General features: G+C 46.6%; 13 protein-coding genes. 4 read left to right on the top strand and 9 right to left on the bottom strand.

Annotated elements, in window-relative coordinates:
• Positions 1 to 89: 89 nt before the first annotated feature.
• The 8 genes from U0358_RS03700 to U0358_RS03665 all read right to left on the bottom strand — a co-directional run bounded on the left by U0358_RS03700 (position 90) and on the right by U0358_RS03665 (position 9,397).
• On the bottom strand, positions 90 to 1,307 hold the full coding sequence (locus U0358_RS03700) for a hypothetical protein (RefSeq protein WP_322407116.1): 1,218 nt from the start codon (positions 1,305 to 1,307) through the stop codon (positions 90 to 92).
• Between the two features lie 116 nt (positions 1,308 to 1,423).
• The gene (locus tag U0358_RS03695; RefSeq protein ID WP_011234868.1) at positions 1,424 to 1,984 is read right to left on the bottom strand and encodes a tyrosine-type recombinase/integrase; all 561 of its coding nucleotides are present in this window, start codon (positions 1,982 to 1,984) and stop codon (positions 1,424 to 1,426) included.
• Positions 1,985 to 2,277: 293 nt separating this feature from the next.
• On the bottom strand, positions 2,278 to 5,409 hold the full coding sequence (locus U0358_RS03690; protein ID WP_322407115.1) for an efflux RND transporter permease subunit: 3,132 nt from the start codon (positions 5,407 to 5,409) through the stop codon (positions 2,278 to 2,280).
• A 12-nt stretch (positions 5,410 to 5,421) separates the two neighbouring features.
• Positions 5,422 to 6,324 carry an efflux RND transporter periplasmic adaptor subunit gene (locus tag U0358_RS03685; RefSeq protein ID WP_322407114.1) on the bottom strand — a complete coding sequence of 301 codons (903 nt, stop codon included), beginning with the start codon at positions 6,322 to 6,324 and terminating at the stop codon, positions 5,422 to 5,424.
• A complete protein-coding gene (locus U0358_RS03680; RefSeq protein ID WP_322407113.1) occupies positions 6,321 to 7,568 on the bottom strand; it encodes a TolC family protein in 1,248 nt (415 codons plus the stop codon). Before U0358_RS03680 ends, U0358_RS03685 begins: the two co-directional genes overlap by 4 nt.
• 47 nt (positions 7,569 to 7,615) lie before the next feature.
• Complete coding sequence (locus U0358_RS03675; RefSeq protein WP_006955685.1) at positions 7,616 to 7,939, bottom strand: hypothetical protein; 324 nt, start codon at positions 7,937 to 7,939, stop codon at positions 7,616 to 7,618.
• A 75-nt stretch (positions 7,940 to 8,014) separates the two neighbouring features.
• The gene (gene lspA, locus U0358_RS03670) at positions 8,015 to 8,518 is read right to left on the bottom strand and encodes a signal peptidase II (protein WP_126785278.1); all 504 of its coding nucleotides are present in this window, start codon (positions 8,516 to 8,518) and stop codon (positions 8,015 to 8,017) included.
• Positions 8,519 to 9,397, bottom strand: coding sequence for a cation efflux transmembrane domain-containing protein (locus U0358_RS03665; RefSeq protein ID WP_034818152.1), 879 nt, complete (start codon positions 9,395 to 9,397; stop codon positions 8,519 to 8,521). It lies immediately after the preceding gene.
• 94 nt (positions 9,398 to 9,491) lie between these two features.
• Here U0358_RS03665 and cadR point away from each other — a divergent pair, with 94 nt between their 5' ends.
• The gene (cadR, locus tag U0358_RS03660; protein ID WP_011234874.1) at positions 9,492 to 9,911 is read left to right on the top strand and encodes a Cd(II)/Pb(II)-responsive transcriptional regulator; all 420 of its coding nucleotides are present in this window, start codon (positions 9,492 to 9,494) and stop codon (positions 9,909 to 9,911) included.
• Positions 9,912 to 10,097: 186 nt separating this feature from the next.
• On the opposite strand, the gene U0358_RS03655 is transcribed toward cadR, so the two are convergent.
• The gene (locus tag U0358_RS03655) at positions 10,098 to 10,283 is read right to left on the bottom strand and encodes a hypothetical protein (RefSeq protein WP_271331981.1); all 186 of its coding nucleotides are present in this window, start codon (positions 10,281 to 10,283) and stop codon (positions 10,098 to 10,100) included.
• 211 nt (positions 10,284 to 10,494) lie between these two features.
• Here U0358_RS03655 and U0358_RS03650 point away from each other — a divergent pair, with 211 nt between their 5' ends.
• Genes U0358_RS03650 through U0358_RS03640 form a run of 3 tightly spaced genes read left to right on the top strand, consistent with a single transcriptional unit; the run spans position 10,495 to position 16,103 of the window.
• Complete coding sequence (locus U0358_RS03650; RefSeq protein WP_322407112.1) at positions 10,495 to 11,745, top strand: TolC family protein; 1,251 nt, start codon at positions 10,495 to 10,497, stop codon at positions 11,743 to 11,745.
• Between the two features lie 3 nt (positions 11,746 to 11,748).
• Positions 11,749 to 12,894, top strand: a complete 1,146-nt coding sequence (locus U0358_RS03645; RefSeq protein ID WP_322407111.1) for an efflux RND transporter periplasmic adaptor subunit — start codon at positions 11,749 to 11,751, stop codon at positions 12,892 to 12,894.
• 11 nt (positions 12,895 to 12,905) lie between these two features.
• Positions 12,906 to 16,103, top strand: a complete 3,198-nt coding sequence (locus tag U0358_RS03640) for an efflux RND transporter permease subunit (RefSeq protein ID WP_126819914.1) — start codon at positions 12,906 to 12,908, stop codon at positions 16,101 to 16,103.
• Positions 16,104 to 16,127 lie beyond the last annotated feature (24 nt).

Genomic DNA, 16,127 nt, shown 5'->3' with positions numbered 1-16,127 from the left:
TAACTGCAGCCGTAACTGCCATTAGGTGATATAGGTTTGATTTATTTTGCTCTCACTTATTAACCAGATAGACATAAAAATCTTAAGTACTAACTCAATGTAACCTGACTCAATTTCGTCTGTTCTCGATCGTTAAAGTGCTTTTTTGCTAAGGCCGAAAAGTTTACGCTGGCTAGGTTTTGTCGAGTTACCTGCGCTGCATCGACACTTATTGCACTCTTGGCTAAGTCACTCGAAAAAGCATCGAAGCTCACGTCTTTTAAAAGCCCAAGGGCATCTTGTTGAAAAATGCGTCCAAGCAAATTAAACCTGAAGGGCATCTCAAATCGGCCTCTTTTTTTCCAAGAGTCAAACAGCTTACTTGCCTCTGATTGAATATCGTCCAAAACTCTATAGCTAACAGCCTCACTGTCCAGACGGAACTCTGCATCATCAAAAAGCTCCCACAGTTGGTTGCTGGAATAGCTTAACTCTGCTCTTAACTCTTTTATTTTGGCTGGAATTTCACTTCTAGCGCCACTTCTATCAAGTACAATCGCCAATAAGGGAGGAACTGGTATATCGATAACTCGCTCCATTTTCGTAGCCCAGTCCACCCACGAATCGTCTATGGTTTTGAAAAACTGATCACCATTATAATTCTTCAGCCGATCAAATGACGAAGCAAGAGCCCTATTCCCTAAGTAAGCGGTTCTCCCACTTGCAGATAAAGGAACTAAATAGCTATTTATTTGTTTATCTGTTGTAAGTGCAACATCTTCGAAATACTCGTCCGAATGCTCGGCTACCTTGATAAGAGGAAGTCTTTGAAAATCGAGTTCAAAAACGGGTTCATTATGCCCCAACTCTCGCAATTTCCTGGCAAACTCACTTTCCTCTTGGCTTTTTTCATTCTGTCGTCGTACAAAGCGCTCCTCCAGGCTTTCGTTTTCGAAAGCAATTAATTGATCAATTGGCGCTATATGCACATGAAATCCGCATTCATCAAGAATGCTTTGAAGGCAATGACGGTTGAGTGTACTGGGATAGATACTTTGCTCAAATGAATTGCCATTTTCGAAAATAGTTTTAAGAGACGCGCAAGGAGCAATCTCATGAGTCGTTTGGTGAAAACAAAAAGCCCTGATTGCTCGCTCAGCTGCTAGCAAATCATCAAATGATTGAATATCACCCTCGACGACTCGCGCTAAGCTATTTAAAGCGGTTCGGTCAACAAAGGATTGCTCTAAGCGGTTAGCCATATTTTCAACCATTGAATGCGAGAGCGTTAAATTATCAAATGCTCCTCCCCACCTATAAATTGCCATTCTCAATTCCTTAGTCGTAGTTACCAACCTAAACACTTAAGCGTACTTATCGTTTTAGTTGAGGTTACAGTACAGTTAGTTTTAGATCACACAAAAATAATAAGGGCCGTTAGGCCCTATAGTTCAAGCTCAGCAAAGTCACGGTCAACATCTTCCTGAGTAATGCCAATATAACGCAGCGTCACAGCTTCAGAGCTATGACGAAGCATCTTCATTACCCTGGCGATGTCATTAGTGTTTTTGTAAAGATGATAACCACGTGTCTTCCGCATTGAGTGAGTACCCAGTTTAATGCCAACCTCCTCCCCTATCGCCGCGAACGCCCGCGAAACGTAACGGCGGCTAATCGGGGCCTCGTCCAAACCTTTGGACCATTGGTTCCGGTAAGACTGAAACAGGTAGATATGCTCGGGATGCTCTTCTTTAATGCGACCAATAATAGACCGTGCTTTGTCGTTCAATTTAATAGTCGCTTGTTTTGACGTCTTTCCCTCAACCAAGGTCAGACGCTCATCGTGTATATTTTCAAACTTGATGGATAGCAGATCCGAGATCCGTAACGCCAGGTTTAAGCCAACATCCCAAACATCAGCAATTTGCTGACCATAAGTTCGTTTGAGAAGGTAGCTAATCAGCTTCACGGTATCCAGATCTTTAACCGCTTGTACTTCGGCCATGATCGAGTTCCTTTTTTGCTGTAAAACGTGATTTTGAGTACTTAAGAGGGTATAAAGGGGGAAATAGCCCGTTTTTAGTGGGTTTGCTTGTTCCCGTTATTGCAATTTGGGAACATTAGCAATTGAGGCTCACTCGGCATAATATATATTTAAGAATATTACACATCAGTATTACCTGAACGACACAACTCTAAGCACTGAGTCGCCAAAAACTTCTTACCTTCCTCATCGATATAGCAATAAAAAAGCACGCCCAAGTCGGGGCGTGCTTTGCAATTAGCTAAGGCCTCCACTTAGGCTTTTGCAGTTCCATTGAAGCGCTGCACTAAGTAGTAAAGCGCTGGCAGCACCACCAAAGTCAATAATGTCGACGAGACAATGCCGCCGATTACCACAGTAGCCAGTGGTCGCTGTACCTCAGCGCCGACACCGGTATTAAGTGCCATAGGGACAAAGCCCAGGCTAGCTACGAGAGCAGTCATCAGTACAGGTCTTAACCGCTGTTGCGCGCCTTCAAACACCGCATCTTTCAATGGCAGTCCGTCGCGCAGCAGTTGCCGTATGAATGTCAGCATGACCACGCCGTTCAAAACCGCCACGCCCGACAGTGCAATGAAGCCGACTGCAGCGGAAATTGATAGCGGCATATCACGCAGCGCTAATGCGAATATCCCGCCGGTCAGCCCTAAGGGAACGCCTGTGAATATGACGAGTGCACTGCTCAGCGAATTAAACGCACTGTATAGCAGGCCAATAATTAATAGCAGCGCTAATGGCACAACCAAACTCAACCGTTGGGAAGCTGATTGCAGCTGTTCAAAGGTACCGTCGTAGTTAACCCAATAACCTGCTGGCAAATCAACCTCAGTCGTTAGCGCATCCTGAACATCTGCCACAAAAGAGCCCAAATCACGATCTTCAACATTCGCACTCACAATAACATTGCGTTTGCTGCTTTCTCGGTTAATTTGGTTCGGTCCACTTTCCAAACTCAATTCGGCGACCTCTCCCAACGGCACATAGCGCAGCTCAGGGTTGCCGGCAGGCAGATCAATAGGCAGTGATTTAAGCTGTTCAATGCTCTTACGCCATTCTTTGTCGAGACGTACCATTAGCTTGAAGCGTTTATCCCCCTCGTAAATAATCCCTGACTGAACTCCACCAACCGCAGCTTGAACTGCTCGCTGTACATCAGCGACTGTTAGGCCTAATAACGCTAAATGATCACGCTTAGGTATCACTGAGAGTGTCGATAAACCCGTCATTTGTTCAACCCGAACATCAGCAGCGCCATTAACGGTGCGAATGACTGCGGCGGCTGAGTCGCCTAACCGTTTAAGCGTTTGCAAGTCATCGCCATAAATACGAACCCCCAAGTCAGCTCGAACGCCTGCAATAAGTTCGTTAAACCGCATTTCAATCGGTTGAGTGAACTCGTACTTATTACCGGGAAGCTCTTGCACAGCAGTTCGTATTTCAGCAACCAGTTGCTCTTTGGTTTTTTCTGGGTTTAGCCAGTCCTCACGCTCCTTTAAAATAATAATGGTATCAGCGACGCTCGGTGGCATAGGGTCGGTCGCAACATCCGGGGTACCAATTTTTGAGAATACCAGTTTAACTTCGTCAAAGCGTGACACCACAGACTCGACATCTTTTTGCATTGCTATAGATTGCTGCAAGCCAGTCCCCGGAATGCGCAAGGCTTGCATGGCAATATCGCCTTCATCAAGCTGTGGCAAAAACTCAGTTCCCATGCGACTCGCCTGAAACATTGATACCGCAAACAGCCCAAAGCCAAGCAAAATAATGACAACTGGAAGCTTCAGTGTTTGCCGTAAAACCGGCTGATACACTTTGCGGGCGGCTCGCATTATTCGGTTTTCACCGTGCTTAATATTGCCACGGACAAATATTGCAATAGCAGCGGGTACAAAGGTAACGCTGAAAATCAGAGCCCCTAAAAGCGCGGCTACGACAGTAAACGCCATGGGATGAAACATTTTGCCTTCAACACCACTTAACGCAAATATGGGCAAGTACACCAGCATAATGATAAGCACACCAAATACCGCAGGGTTAAATACCTCACGAGTACTATGGGTTACTTCAATTAAGCGCTCTTTAGTGGTAAGTACCCGGCCTAAGCGTTGCTGTGCAATTCCAAGCCGTCGCAAAGCGTTTTCAACCACAATGACCGCACCATCGACGATAATACCAAAATCAATTGCGCCCAGGCTCATTAAATTACCAGACACCTTGTTGGCGACCATGCCGCTTACCGCAAACAGCATACTCAAGGGAATAACGCACGCCGTAATCAGTGCTGCACGGACATTTCCAAGCAGAATGAAAAGCACCACAATAACCAGCACCGCACCTTCAAACAGGTTTTTCTCGACCGTTGCAATAGTTTTATCAACGAGAGAAGTACGGTTATACACCGTTTCAATCACCACCCCGTCTGGCAAGCTTCGTTGCACCTCCTCAATTTTATTGGCGACATTCTGTGCAACGATGCGACTGTTTTCGCCAATAAGCATCATGGCCGTGCCCAATACCACCTCGCTCTCGCCCGAGGTTGAAGCGCCAGTGCGTAATTGTTCTCCCAGTTTGACCTCAGCCACGTCACTCACGCGCACCGGTGCATCATCACGTTTTGTCACGACCACACCACGAATATCATCAAGTGTCTTAAGCTGTCCAGGCGAACGCACCAACCATTGCTCACCATTTTTCTCGATATAACCGGCACCAGCGTTTCTATTGTTAAGATCCAATGCTGCCAAAAGGTCCTGCATGGTCACTTTATAGGCCAGCATACGACCGGGGATGGGAGCCACCTGGTATTGCTTTTCATAACCCCCCACACTATTAATCTCGGTAACACCGGGCACCTTGACCAGTTGCGGCTTAATGATCCAATCCTGGATGGTACGCAACTGCTCGGGCGTATACGCCTCGCCATCGGCATTGGTAGCCCCCTCTTTCGCGCGTACTACATAATTAACAATTTCACCAAGGCCGGAGGCTATTGGCCCCATCGTCGGCTCGATACCGTCGGGTACTTCTCCCCTTACCTTTTGCAATCGCTCACTGATTTGCTGTCTAGCCCAGTAAATATCGGTGCCCTCTTCAAACACCACGGTAACTTGCGACAACCCATAGCGTGAGATCGAGCGGGTGTAGTCCAGCTTTGGTAAACCTGCCATCGCGGTTTCCACCGGATAAGAAATACGTTGTTCGGTTTCTAATGGCGAATAGCCTGGCGCTTCTGAATTTATCTGTACCTGAACATTGGTAATATCCGGCACAGCATCGATGGGTAGCTTTAATGTGCTATAAACGCCCGCAGCTGCTACTAACAAAGTTGCGGCAAGCACCAGCCATCGACGCTCAACCGCAAAGCGAATGAGTGCATCTATCATTGTTTACTCTCCCTAATCGCTGTGGCCTGCGCCTTGTTTTAGAATGTCAGCCTTTATCAAGTAGCTGTTTTCAACGACATAACTTTCGCCATTCTCAATACCCGATAACACCTCGGTGTATTCACCGTCAGTTCGGCCTAACTCAACTTCCCTGGCTTCGAAACGATTACCCTCTTTAATAAAAACAACGGGGTTATCGTCTAAACGTTGAACAGCATCATTGTTTATCGCCAAGCTCGCGTTAAAGCTGTCTGTAACGACATCCGCTTTTACGTGCATTCCCGGTCGCCAATGCCCCGACTGATTGGGCAACTCGATACGTGCGCGTGCAATATGTCCGCCAGTCATTTGTGGCGAGATATAAGACACAGTTCCTTCGACGGTTTTATGATGATGCAAGTCGTACACATAGGTCGTTTGCTCTTCTGCTAACGACTCAATGTTCTCCGGGAACGCTGAAAGCTCTACCCAGACCGATGATGGATCCAGGACTTCAAATAATGGCTTTTGCTCAACCACTTCACCAACATTGGTAAAACGTGCAGTTACCTCTCCGCTAATTGGGCTGATGACTTCAAATGCCGTGCCTGTCGTAACATTCTCAACAACAGCCAGAGTTTGCCCGGCTTTTATGGCATCGCCGATATTGGCCTTTAGTGACGTAACAATACCTTTGTACTTCGCTCCGATATGCACAATATTGTTATTATTGGGGGCTATTACACCGAAAATTGTTTGCTTTACTCGAATGCTTTGAGCGCTCGCTGTTGCCAACGTTAATTTCGCGTTTTCTATTGCTGCATCACTTAAATTGGTATGGGGTACTTCATGCTCTGCGTGTTTTTCCTCATAAGCCAATACGGGCAGTGAAAAACTGGCAATGCAGATAATTGTAATCAATGTGTTGAGTTTCATTGTTGTACTCCTAAAAACGGCTGTCCGGTCATGCGCTCTAATTCGATGATGTCGCTGTAAATCGCATGTTTCCGAGAAACTTTTTCGTACTCGAGTTTGGCTAACTCCGTTTGCGCGTCTAACACTTGCAACAAAGAATGCGTTCCGCGTGCGTAACCCTGTTGAGTCTGTTCAAGTAATTGCTCAGATAATGGCATCAGTCGCTGATTTATCTTTTGCAGATAACTTTGGTGAGTTTGCAAACTGTGCACTAGCGATAAAGCCAGTGATTTTAGTTGCTGCCGAACCTGTTTTTGCTGCGCCAGGTTAGACTGATGCAGTAATCGGCTTTGTTTTATGCGACCGACGTTAGGGTCAGTGAACTGCAATGGCATCGATGCCTGGACGATTAAACCTACATCATCGAACTCATTATTGTAGCGAGCCCCGACACCAACGGTAATATCCGACTTTGAGTCCGCTGCTAACGCTCTGGCTTGCGCTTGTAGAAGTTGCTCAGAGTCCAGTAAACGCAAATACTCCGGCGCCCGATTAACAGCCGATAACACGTTGGCTTTTTCCGGGAGGCTTAGCGGAAAAGTAAAGTCTCCAGAGACCCGCTTAAAGTTGAGCTCGCCTGCCCACATTGAAGCCAGTTCAGCTTGTTGCTTTTTCAGTTTACCGTTCAACTCGTCAGAGAAAGCGTATTGGCGCTCTAACTGTAATTTAATGCGAATAACCTCGGATTTAGGCACCGCGCCAGCTTCTACACGCTCCTGTGCCACTTTTATCAGTCGCTCAGTTCGCTGAATTTGACGCTCGCTGGTATGCGCGACTTGCTGAAGTTTTAAAATGTCATAGAAACGCTGTGTGGTTTCTGCCAAAACCTCAATTTGACGATACTCAAACTCTGCTCGCTGAGCTTTCTCTTTTTCGGTTGCAGCTTTAACTCGTAACTGCCGTTTGTCCCCTAACTCTATGAGCTGAGAAAAGGATACGGTCAATTGTGAGTTACTGATACCTTCTAGCCGTCCTGAGCCGGCAAAGTTTTCTATTTCCGCAGATACCCTTGGGTTCGCTGAAAACTCAGCCTGCTCTATCAGTGCTCCTGCAGCTCGTATTTTATAATCATATTCCAGTAACTCAGGGTTATTCTTGAGCGTTTTTTGTAACGCCTCTTTCAGCGTTAAATCTGTCGTAGCAGCCGTCGCCGCAGGCACTAGCGCGCCTAAGCAAAAGGCTGCCACGAAGTATAAATACTTCATGTTGCTTCTCCATTAACTTATAGGTTTTAAAAAGTCTAAGTTAACGGTTACGCGTTTGGTGGAGGTACAGGGGGTTGGTGAGTCAGGCTTTGGTCAAAACCTACCGAGTTTGAGTTGGGTGCCAAAATAACAGGCACGGCTGAAATTAAGAGGTTATAACCAGTAATGCAACTAATATGAGGTTGTGTTTGTTGTTTACTATCATATATTGATTTATTTAAGTCTTGATTTTCACGCTCAATTTCTAAGACTAAGTCATACGCAACTCCTGCACTCTTTATTGAAGACTGACTGAAAGTACCAGCCACAGGAGCACAGGCAAAAGAGCTATGAATGAGCACAGTCAGTATTAAAAACCAAGATATTTTCATTCAATTACCCTACTCAATATAAATTCCTAATCCATCCAAAATAAGCTCGGCCATATTAATTATTATACTTACTATTTACTTAGAACCCGGTAGATTCGGTATCATTGAGACCTGCAAGTTGCTTAACAGTAATAGGATAACTCCTAGGGTAATTGCAATATCGGCAATATTAAAAACTGGCAATTGCCACGTTTGCCAACCTAGATGAAAGGAGTCGACAACATAGCCACGAAACAGTCGGTCAATGAGGTTCCCAACCGCCCCCCCAAGAATCAGCCCGTAGCTAATGCCATCCCGTTTACTTACTTTATTAAAGATCAACCTCGTTAAAGCCACAGACATTAGCAGAGCAACCCCAATAAAAAAATAGCGCTGCCAACCTCCACCATTTGAAAGCAGGCCAAATGCCGCACCAGTGTTCCAAGTGTGTACCCAATTGAAAAAAGGGGTCAATGAAATCGAATCACCGTAAGCTATTGATTGCTGCGTCTGCCACTTGATCACTTGGTCAAAGACTACAGTTAAACCAGAAATTAACAGAGAAATATAGGGCGAAAATCCTTTATCAACGCAGGACATTCAGTTCCCCTTCAGTGCAAAAATGCGTCTTGACCCGTTAAGCACGATTAAACCTGCTATGCTACCTATAATAAGATCTGGGTAATTCGACCCGGTCAACGCAACGAGGATGCCAGCGATGATTACGCCAAGGTTAATCACTACATCATTAGCTGAAAAAATCCAACTTGCTTTCATATGCGCACCACCTCCTCTATGTTTGGAGATAAGTAGAAGACAGATGGTATTGCCAATCAACGCGACAAATGCAATCCCCATCATCGCAAGTGACTCAGGTTCACTCCCGAATACGAAGCGTCTCACAACTTCTGCAAGTACACCCAGAGCCAAAACCAGTTGTAGTACGCCAGCTAGGTGCGCAGCACGTATTTGCATATTAACACTACGCGCTACGGCATAAAGCGAAAGCCCGTAAACTGCCGCATCGGCAAAATTATCTAAAGATTCCCCAATCAAACCAGCAGACTGCCAAAGCAGTCCGGCAGTCATTTCCACCAAGAACAGAAGAGTATTGATGGTGAGCAACCAACACAAGGTGCGGGACTCCTGCTTATCCGAACTTGCCGAAAACTCCTCAGCTTTGATTGCCTCGGAGTCCGCAGCAGTGTCTCTTTCAAGCGAGGCACCCAAACCTAGAGTCTCTAATTTAGAAGTAATAAAGGCTGTCTCACCATCATGTAATACCTTCAGCCGACGGTTTGACAAGTCGAAGGATAATGAATGAATTTCCTCAAACCCATTCAGTGCCAAGCGAATCATTCGTTCTTCTGATGGGCAATCCATTTTTGCTACAGAGTAAACGATGAGCCGTTTACCTGACTCTTCGTAGGCATTTTTTGAGTCGCCATTTGTTCGAACCGTATCAAAGGAACTAGCCATCGTATTACTTACCTTAAATATATAGTTTCACAATTAAAAACTATAAAGTTACTATAAGGTCAAGAAATTACTTAACTAGATAGGAAATTTTCTTATGCGTATTGGTCAACTAGCAGACTTATTAGGAATTCAAACCCAGACAATAAGGTTCTATGAAAAAAAGGGTTTGTTACCTTTACCAGCTCGTAGTTATAACGGATATCGAGTATACACTGAAAAACATTACAAAAGACTTAAGTTTGTATGTAGCTGCAGAGCTATAGGCCTTTCATTATCTGAAACCCGCAGATTACAAGATTATCAAGACAATCCACATCAACCTTGCTCAGCCGTTAATACCCTGATTGATGAACACATAATGCACATACGCTCTCAAATTACTTCTTTGCAAGATCTTGAGAAGCAACTCACTTCAATTAGAACAAGTTGTACTGGCCAAAGCAAAGTTATTGCGTGTACAGTTCTTAATAAAATTGATGAAATAGAATCTGTTAGTTGTAACCGAGACGTCTAAATTTCCGGAGGTTACACAACGTACTTACACAATTTTTTAAGGTTGTCCAGCGGAGCTTCGTTAGGCTACTGAGTGTCTAGTGAACTAGTGGCGATTCAGAATGCACTAGTTGAGAACTATTTTTAATTAATGTATCGTTAAGCTGCTTATTTAGAACTGTAGGTAATGATGCTTAGACTCGGATTTTTAATACTGGTGCTTGTTGCTGTTCTGACTCAAATCAGTCAGGCGGTTGCTGATGTGCATCAATCTCACCAGTCCTCTTCTGAGCAACACCTCAATTTTGAGCATGACGAATCGCACATCGATAAGCGAAACCTCCCTAAAAGTGGCGAAGTCAGCTTTGACTGCCATCATTGCTGTCACTGCCATGGTTCATTTCATTTATATGCTATGAAGGCTGAAAAAACTCTCGCTTTACCACGAATGGGCACAATACGTCCTGGGTATACTGAGTTTTACACTAACCCTCTATCATCGCCGCTGTTCCGGCCTCCTATCTCCTCATAACTGCCTAATAAGCTGCTTTAGCAGCGCAAAAAAATCATTATTTTACGCAGTAATATGACTGAGGAGTCTATCTATGGGTCCGTTTTCGACACATAGCAAACGCTTGTTTATTGCCGTTAGTCTGGCAATAAGTTCAAGCTACGCCAATGCACAACAGTTGCCCGAGCGATGGCAACAAACTGTTCAGCAACACCCCAGTGTTGAAGCAGCTCAACAGCAGGCTGAAGCTCTCATTCAACAGGGCAAGCAATTAAATCAGCCTTTGTACAACCCTAGCTTATCGTCACGCTTAGAGCGCGAGGGTGACATCAATAATTACACTGTTGGCCTAAGCCAAACGCTGGACTGGAGCACTCGCAATGAAGCACGAGCCAGTCAGAGTGACGCCATGACGGCTATGGCAGTGAGTATTTATCGCCAGTCGGCGACATCGCATGCTAAAACTCTGTTGAATGCCTATGTGCAATGGCTGGATGCAAAACAGCGTTACGCACTGGCCAAGCAGCAAGAGAAAATCGTTAAACAGGCGATAAGCCTGGTTGCCGAACGACGTAAAGCCGGTGACTTAGGTGCCGTCGACGAACAACTGACGGTACTCGCACTAAGTCGGCAACTGCAACAAACGGCAGCGGCTTATCAACAACTGCAATCCGCTGAAGCAGAGTTAAACGCTCTGCTAACAACGTCTGATGTCGGTCAACTCTCCATTAATGAGGAGCTATTTAACGTTGAACCTGCGTTAACGACTCGTTGGCAACAACATCCAGCGTTAAAAGCCGCTTACCTGCAATGGCAATTAAAGCGCGCCGATGTCGACTGGAAACGCTCGTTAACCACCGCCAACCCAACCATAGGCGTCGAAGCGGGCGAGAGCGATAACGAAACAGTAGTTGGCTTATCATTCAGCATTCCACTACAGATTCGCAATAACTACAGCGATGCGGTACGCGCAGCCAATAGCGAAGCTGTTGCTGAAGAAAAACGTTTGATTGCACTAAGGCAACAATGGCAAGCAGCACTGAAATCATCTCTTAACAATTATCGTTTTGTGAAAAAACAGTGGCAAAGCTGGCAAAGAGACTTTCAATCTCGGCAGGATGAGTCGATGCAGGTGATTGAACAGTCCTGGCTCGCCGGTGACCTATCCACCACCGACTACCTCACCGCTGTGCAACAGCAGCTCGATAGCCAATTTGCAGGGATAGCGCTGCAAACACAATATCGGTTGGCCGCCATTGAATGGTTGTACCGTTCGGGCGAACTCAGTAAAGCGCTGACGTTATCGCCGTTAAGCCAGCAAACAAACGCAGAGATTGGAGAGTAAACGATGTCAGTAAAACCTTTATACGCAGCAATAGCACTTGCGCTGAGCTTTTCGGTTATGGCGCAGGATGAACACGGACACGACGAAAAAGAAGATACCCACAAGGAAGAAGGCAAACACGAGCAAGGTGAACATAAGGAAAGCTCAGGCGTGGAGCTATCCAGCAAGCAGCTATCCATGGCAGATATCACCACGCGAACCTTGCAAACTCAAGTCATTGAATATCCGGTTTATGCCCCGGGCGAGGTGGTTGCTAACGACTTTAATAGCTATATCGTGAGTCCGCGCATCGATTCGACCGTTCTCAAACGTTTTGTCAGTATTGGCGATCACGTCGAAAAAGGTGAGCCACTGGCAACCCTCTTCAGCGCCACCATGGCGGAGGCGCAAAGTCAGTATTTGGTCACACTTAACGAATGGCAACGCGTGCAGTCACTCGGTGAGTCAACGGTTGGTGAAAAACGCTTTGTTGAAGCGAAAAACGCCTTTACCTCAGCGCAAGCGCAACTCAAAGCATTTGGTATGTCAGCCAGTGATATTAAGCGTTTAAGTAAACCTGACTACCCTATCGGCGAATACCAACTGACCTCAGAAATTGGCGGGATTGTGGTTAGCGATAACTTCAAGCAGGGTCAGCCAGTCAATGCCGGTAACCACTTGGTTGAAGTTCTGCAAGAAGAAACCTTGTGGGTGAATGCTCGGCTACCGGGCTCAGCTGACCTTAATGTGCAGTTTGGTGATCCTGTTACAGTGAGTGTCGACAATCAGCGCTTTGCGGCAAAAGTCATTCAGGAAGGCCACACAATAGACCATAAAACCCGCACCCGAACGGTACGACTTGCGGTAAATAACGAAAAGGACCAATTACACCCTGGTTTATTTGCGGATGTTTATTTCTCAGTCAAGTCGGATGGACCGGTGCTTGCAGTTAAGGACTCAGCCTTAATGCGGGCATCTGATGGTGACTGGCAGATATTCATTGAGCACGAACCCGGAAAGTTTGAACCGAAGAAAGTCGAATTGGTTGATGAAAAAGGTCCGTGGAAAGTCATTCGAGGCGTTAAGGAAGGCACAGAGTACGTCGATAACGGCGCGTTTTTCGTTCGCTCTCAAATCGCTAAAGGCGGTTTTGACCCACATAACCACTAACAGGAGGTTGTATGTTTCAGCGCATTATTCAGTTTGCTGTCGCTAATCGCCTGTTATTGGTATTGGCTTTATTCAGCATCAGCATTGCGTCATTTTTTGTTATTCCCAAACTTAATCTGGATGCCTTCCCCGATGTTACCAACGTTCAGGTAACGGTAAATACGGAGGCCCCCGGGTTAGCAGCGACCGAAGTCGAGCAGCTGATTACCTATCCGATAGAGTCGGTGATGTATGCTCTGCCCGACGTCAAAGAGGTTCGGTCAATCTCAAAAACAGGTTTATCGGGCATTACAGTGGTGTTTGACGAGAGTGTCGATATCTACTTTGCCCGGCAACTGGTGTTTGAACGACTGCAGGCGGCAAAGGAGTTGATACCCGAAGGCGTAGGTACACCCGAAATGGGTCCTAACTCCTCCGGCCTAGGCCAGGTTTATCAGTATCTGCTACTTGCCGAACCGGGCTCCGGTGTCAGCAGTATGGAGTTACGCAGTCTAAACGACTATGTGGTTAAACTGCTACTAATGCCCGTTGAGGGAATTACCGAAGTCTTGTCCTTTGGCGGCGAAGTTAAGCAATATCAGGTTAACCTCAATCCCGCTAAGCTGTTGTCTTACGACCTTACCCAGCAAGACGTAATGGGCGCGGTCAACAATAATAACGGTAACGTTGGTGGTTGGTATATGCCCCGCGGTCAGGAGCAGTTGGTTATTCGCGGCACCGGTTGGTTGGATAGCGGTAAAAAAGGCCTGCAACAAATACGACAAATACCGCTCAAAACCGTTGACGGCGTTTCCGTAACACTGGGCCAGGTTGCCGACGTCGAAATCGGTAGTGAAATTCGCCAGGGGGCGGTCTCAATGTCGCGTAAAGTCGACGGCGAGGTCAACCAGCTGGGCGAAGTGGTATCGGGTATTGTGCTCAAACGCATGGGCTCGAATACCAAAGCCACTATCGACGGTATTAAAAAGCGCATTCCGCTTATTCAGCAAGCATTACCCGAGGGTGTCACCTTTGAGCCGTATTATGATCAGGCCGATTTAATACAAAAAGCCGTATCTACGGTCGCGTATTCACTGCTCATTGCCTTTGTCTTTATTATCGCAGTATTAGCACTGTTTTTGCTCAACATACGCGCTACTTTTTTAGTGTTACTGTCCATTCCCGTTTCTATCGCCATTGCCCTGATGGTAATGTCCGCGATGGGCATGTCAGCTAACCTGATGTCGCTGGGCGGGATTGCTGTTGCCATTGGTATGCTGGTCGACGGCTCCGTGGTGATGGTTGAAAACATCTTTAAGCACTTAAGTCGTCCGGATAGTGAACACCAAGACGACGCCGAGCAACGCACAGAGCACCGCGACCCAGATCCTCAGGCAGCCAAACTCGATAGCCATGGTATCAAGCTGCGAGTTAAGGAAGCGGCGAACGAAGTGGCACGACCGGTATTCTTTGCCGCCATGATTATCTTGGTGGTCTTTATGCCACTGTTTAGTTTTCAGGGTGTTGAAGCTAAATTATTTGAGCCCATGGCTATCAGTATTATGTTGGCCATTATCTCCGCGGTTTTTGTGGCCATCATGGTTGTACCGGCATTAGCCAGTTACTTTTTCAGTCGGGGTATTAAGCCTCGTGAAAATAAACTGCTTAAACCACTAGATAATGGTTATAAAAGACTATTATCGGTGGCGTTACGCAGTAAAAAGGCTGTTATTACCCTGGCCGGTGTGCTGTTTGTCGGCGCTTTGGTGTTAGTGCCTCGTCTCGGCACAGAATTTGCGCCCGAATTGGAAGAAGGCACGATTAATATTCGCGTGACATTAGCCCCCTCCTCTAACCTTGAAACGGCCTTAGAGGTGGCTCCGAAGCTTGAAAAAATCCTGATGTCGTTCCCGGAAACCACCTACGCACTCAGCCGCATTGGACGAGCTGAAGTGGGCGGTGATCCAGAGCCTATCAGCAACATCGAGATATATGTGGGCCTTAAGCCGCAATCCGAATGGACAACGGCATCCGATCGCTACGCCTTACAAGAAAAAATGGAGGCAAAACTAGATGCTCACCCAGGCTTGTTGTTTAATTTTTCACAACCTATTGCAACACGGGTTGATGAACTGCTCTCAGGTGTAAAATCGCAGCTAGCCATCAAACTATTTGGACCCGAGCTTGACGTGTTGGCCCGTAAAGGCCAGGAAATAGAAGGTGCCGTCAAGCAAGTTGACGGGGCGGTTGCTGTAGCGATGGAGCAAATAAAAGGTGAAGCACAACTCGTGGTTTCGCCGAAACGCCAGCAACTCTCACGCTACGGCTTAAATGTCACCGATGTACTGAGCGTTGTCGACAATGGCTTGGGTGGCGCTTCGGCAGGCCAGATCATTCGCGGTAATGAGCGCTATGATATTTACGTGCGGCTGGCCAAGCAATTCCGCGATACGCCGGAGTCTATTCGTTCGTTACGCCTGTTAACTCCCTCAGGGGCCTGGGTAACCTTAGGCGAAGTCGCCCACGTCGCAATTGAATCAGGACCACCGCAAATCCGTCGTGATGACGTACAGCGTCGCGTTGTGATTCAATCGAACGTTCAGGGTCGTGACATGGGTAGCGTGGTTGCCGATATTAGGAAGGCGATTGACGAGAAGGTGGATTTACCAACCGGTTACTCAGTCGACATTGGTGGCCAGTTCGAAAGTCAACAACGAGCACAGGAGCGCTTGTCCATTGTCGTTCCCATATCGCTGGCACTCATCGCCCTGCTGCTTTATTTTGCTTTCGGCACCATGGGTCAAGCCATGTTGATTTTGGTGAATGTACCATTGGCAGTCATCGGCGGTATTGTGGCACTCTATGTGTCAGGACAGTACTTATCGGTGCCCAGCGCCGTGGGTTTCATCACACTGTTTGGTGTGGCGGTACTAAACGGTGTGGTTCTGGTCGAGAGTATTAACCAGAGAATAACCGATGGGCATGCGGTTAATGATGCCGTGTTTGATGGCGCGTGGTCGCGACTACGCCCGGTATTAATGACAGCAATAACCTCAGCGTTAGGACTCATTCCCATGCTGTTTGCAACCGGTGCAGGGGCTGAAATTCAACGCCCACTGGCTACCGTCATTGTTGGTGGTTTGGTATCAGCTACTCTGCTGACATTGGTTATCTTACCCGTGCTCTATCCTTGGTTTTCGAAACAAAAAATTAAGGATCTGAGCCGTTAGGGTTCAATAGCATTTAAGGGGGCG

The sequence above is a fragment of the Idiomarina sp. PL1-037 genome, assembly GCF_034422975.1.
GTDB lineage: Bacteria > Pseudomonadota > Gammaproteobacteria > Enterobacterales > Alteromonadaceae > Idiomarina.
Note: the sequence above shows the minus strand (reverse complement) of the source record. Positions and strands in the feature narration are given on the sequence as shown.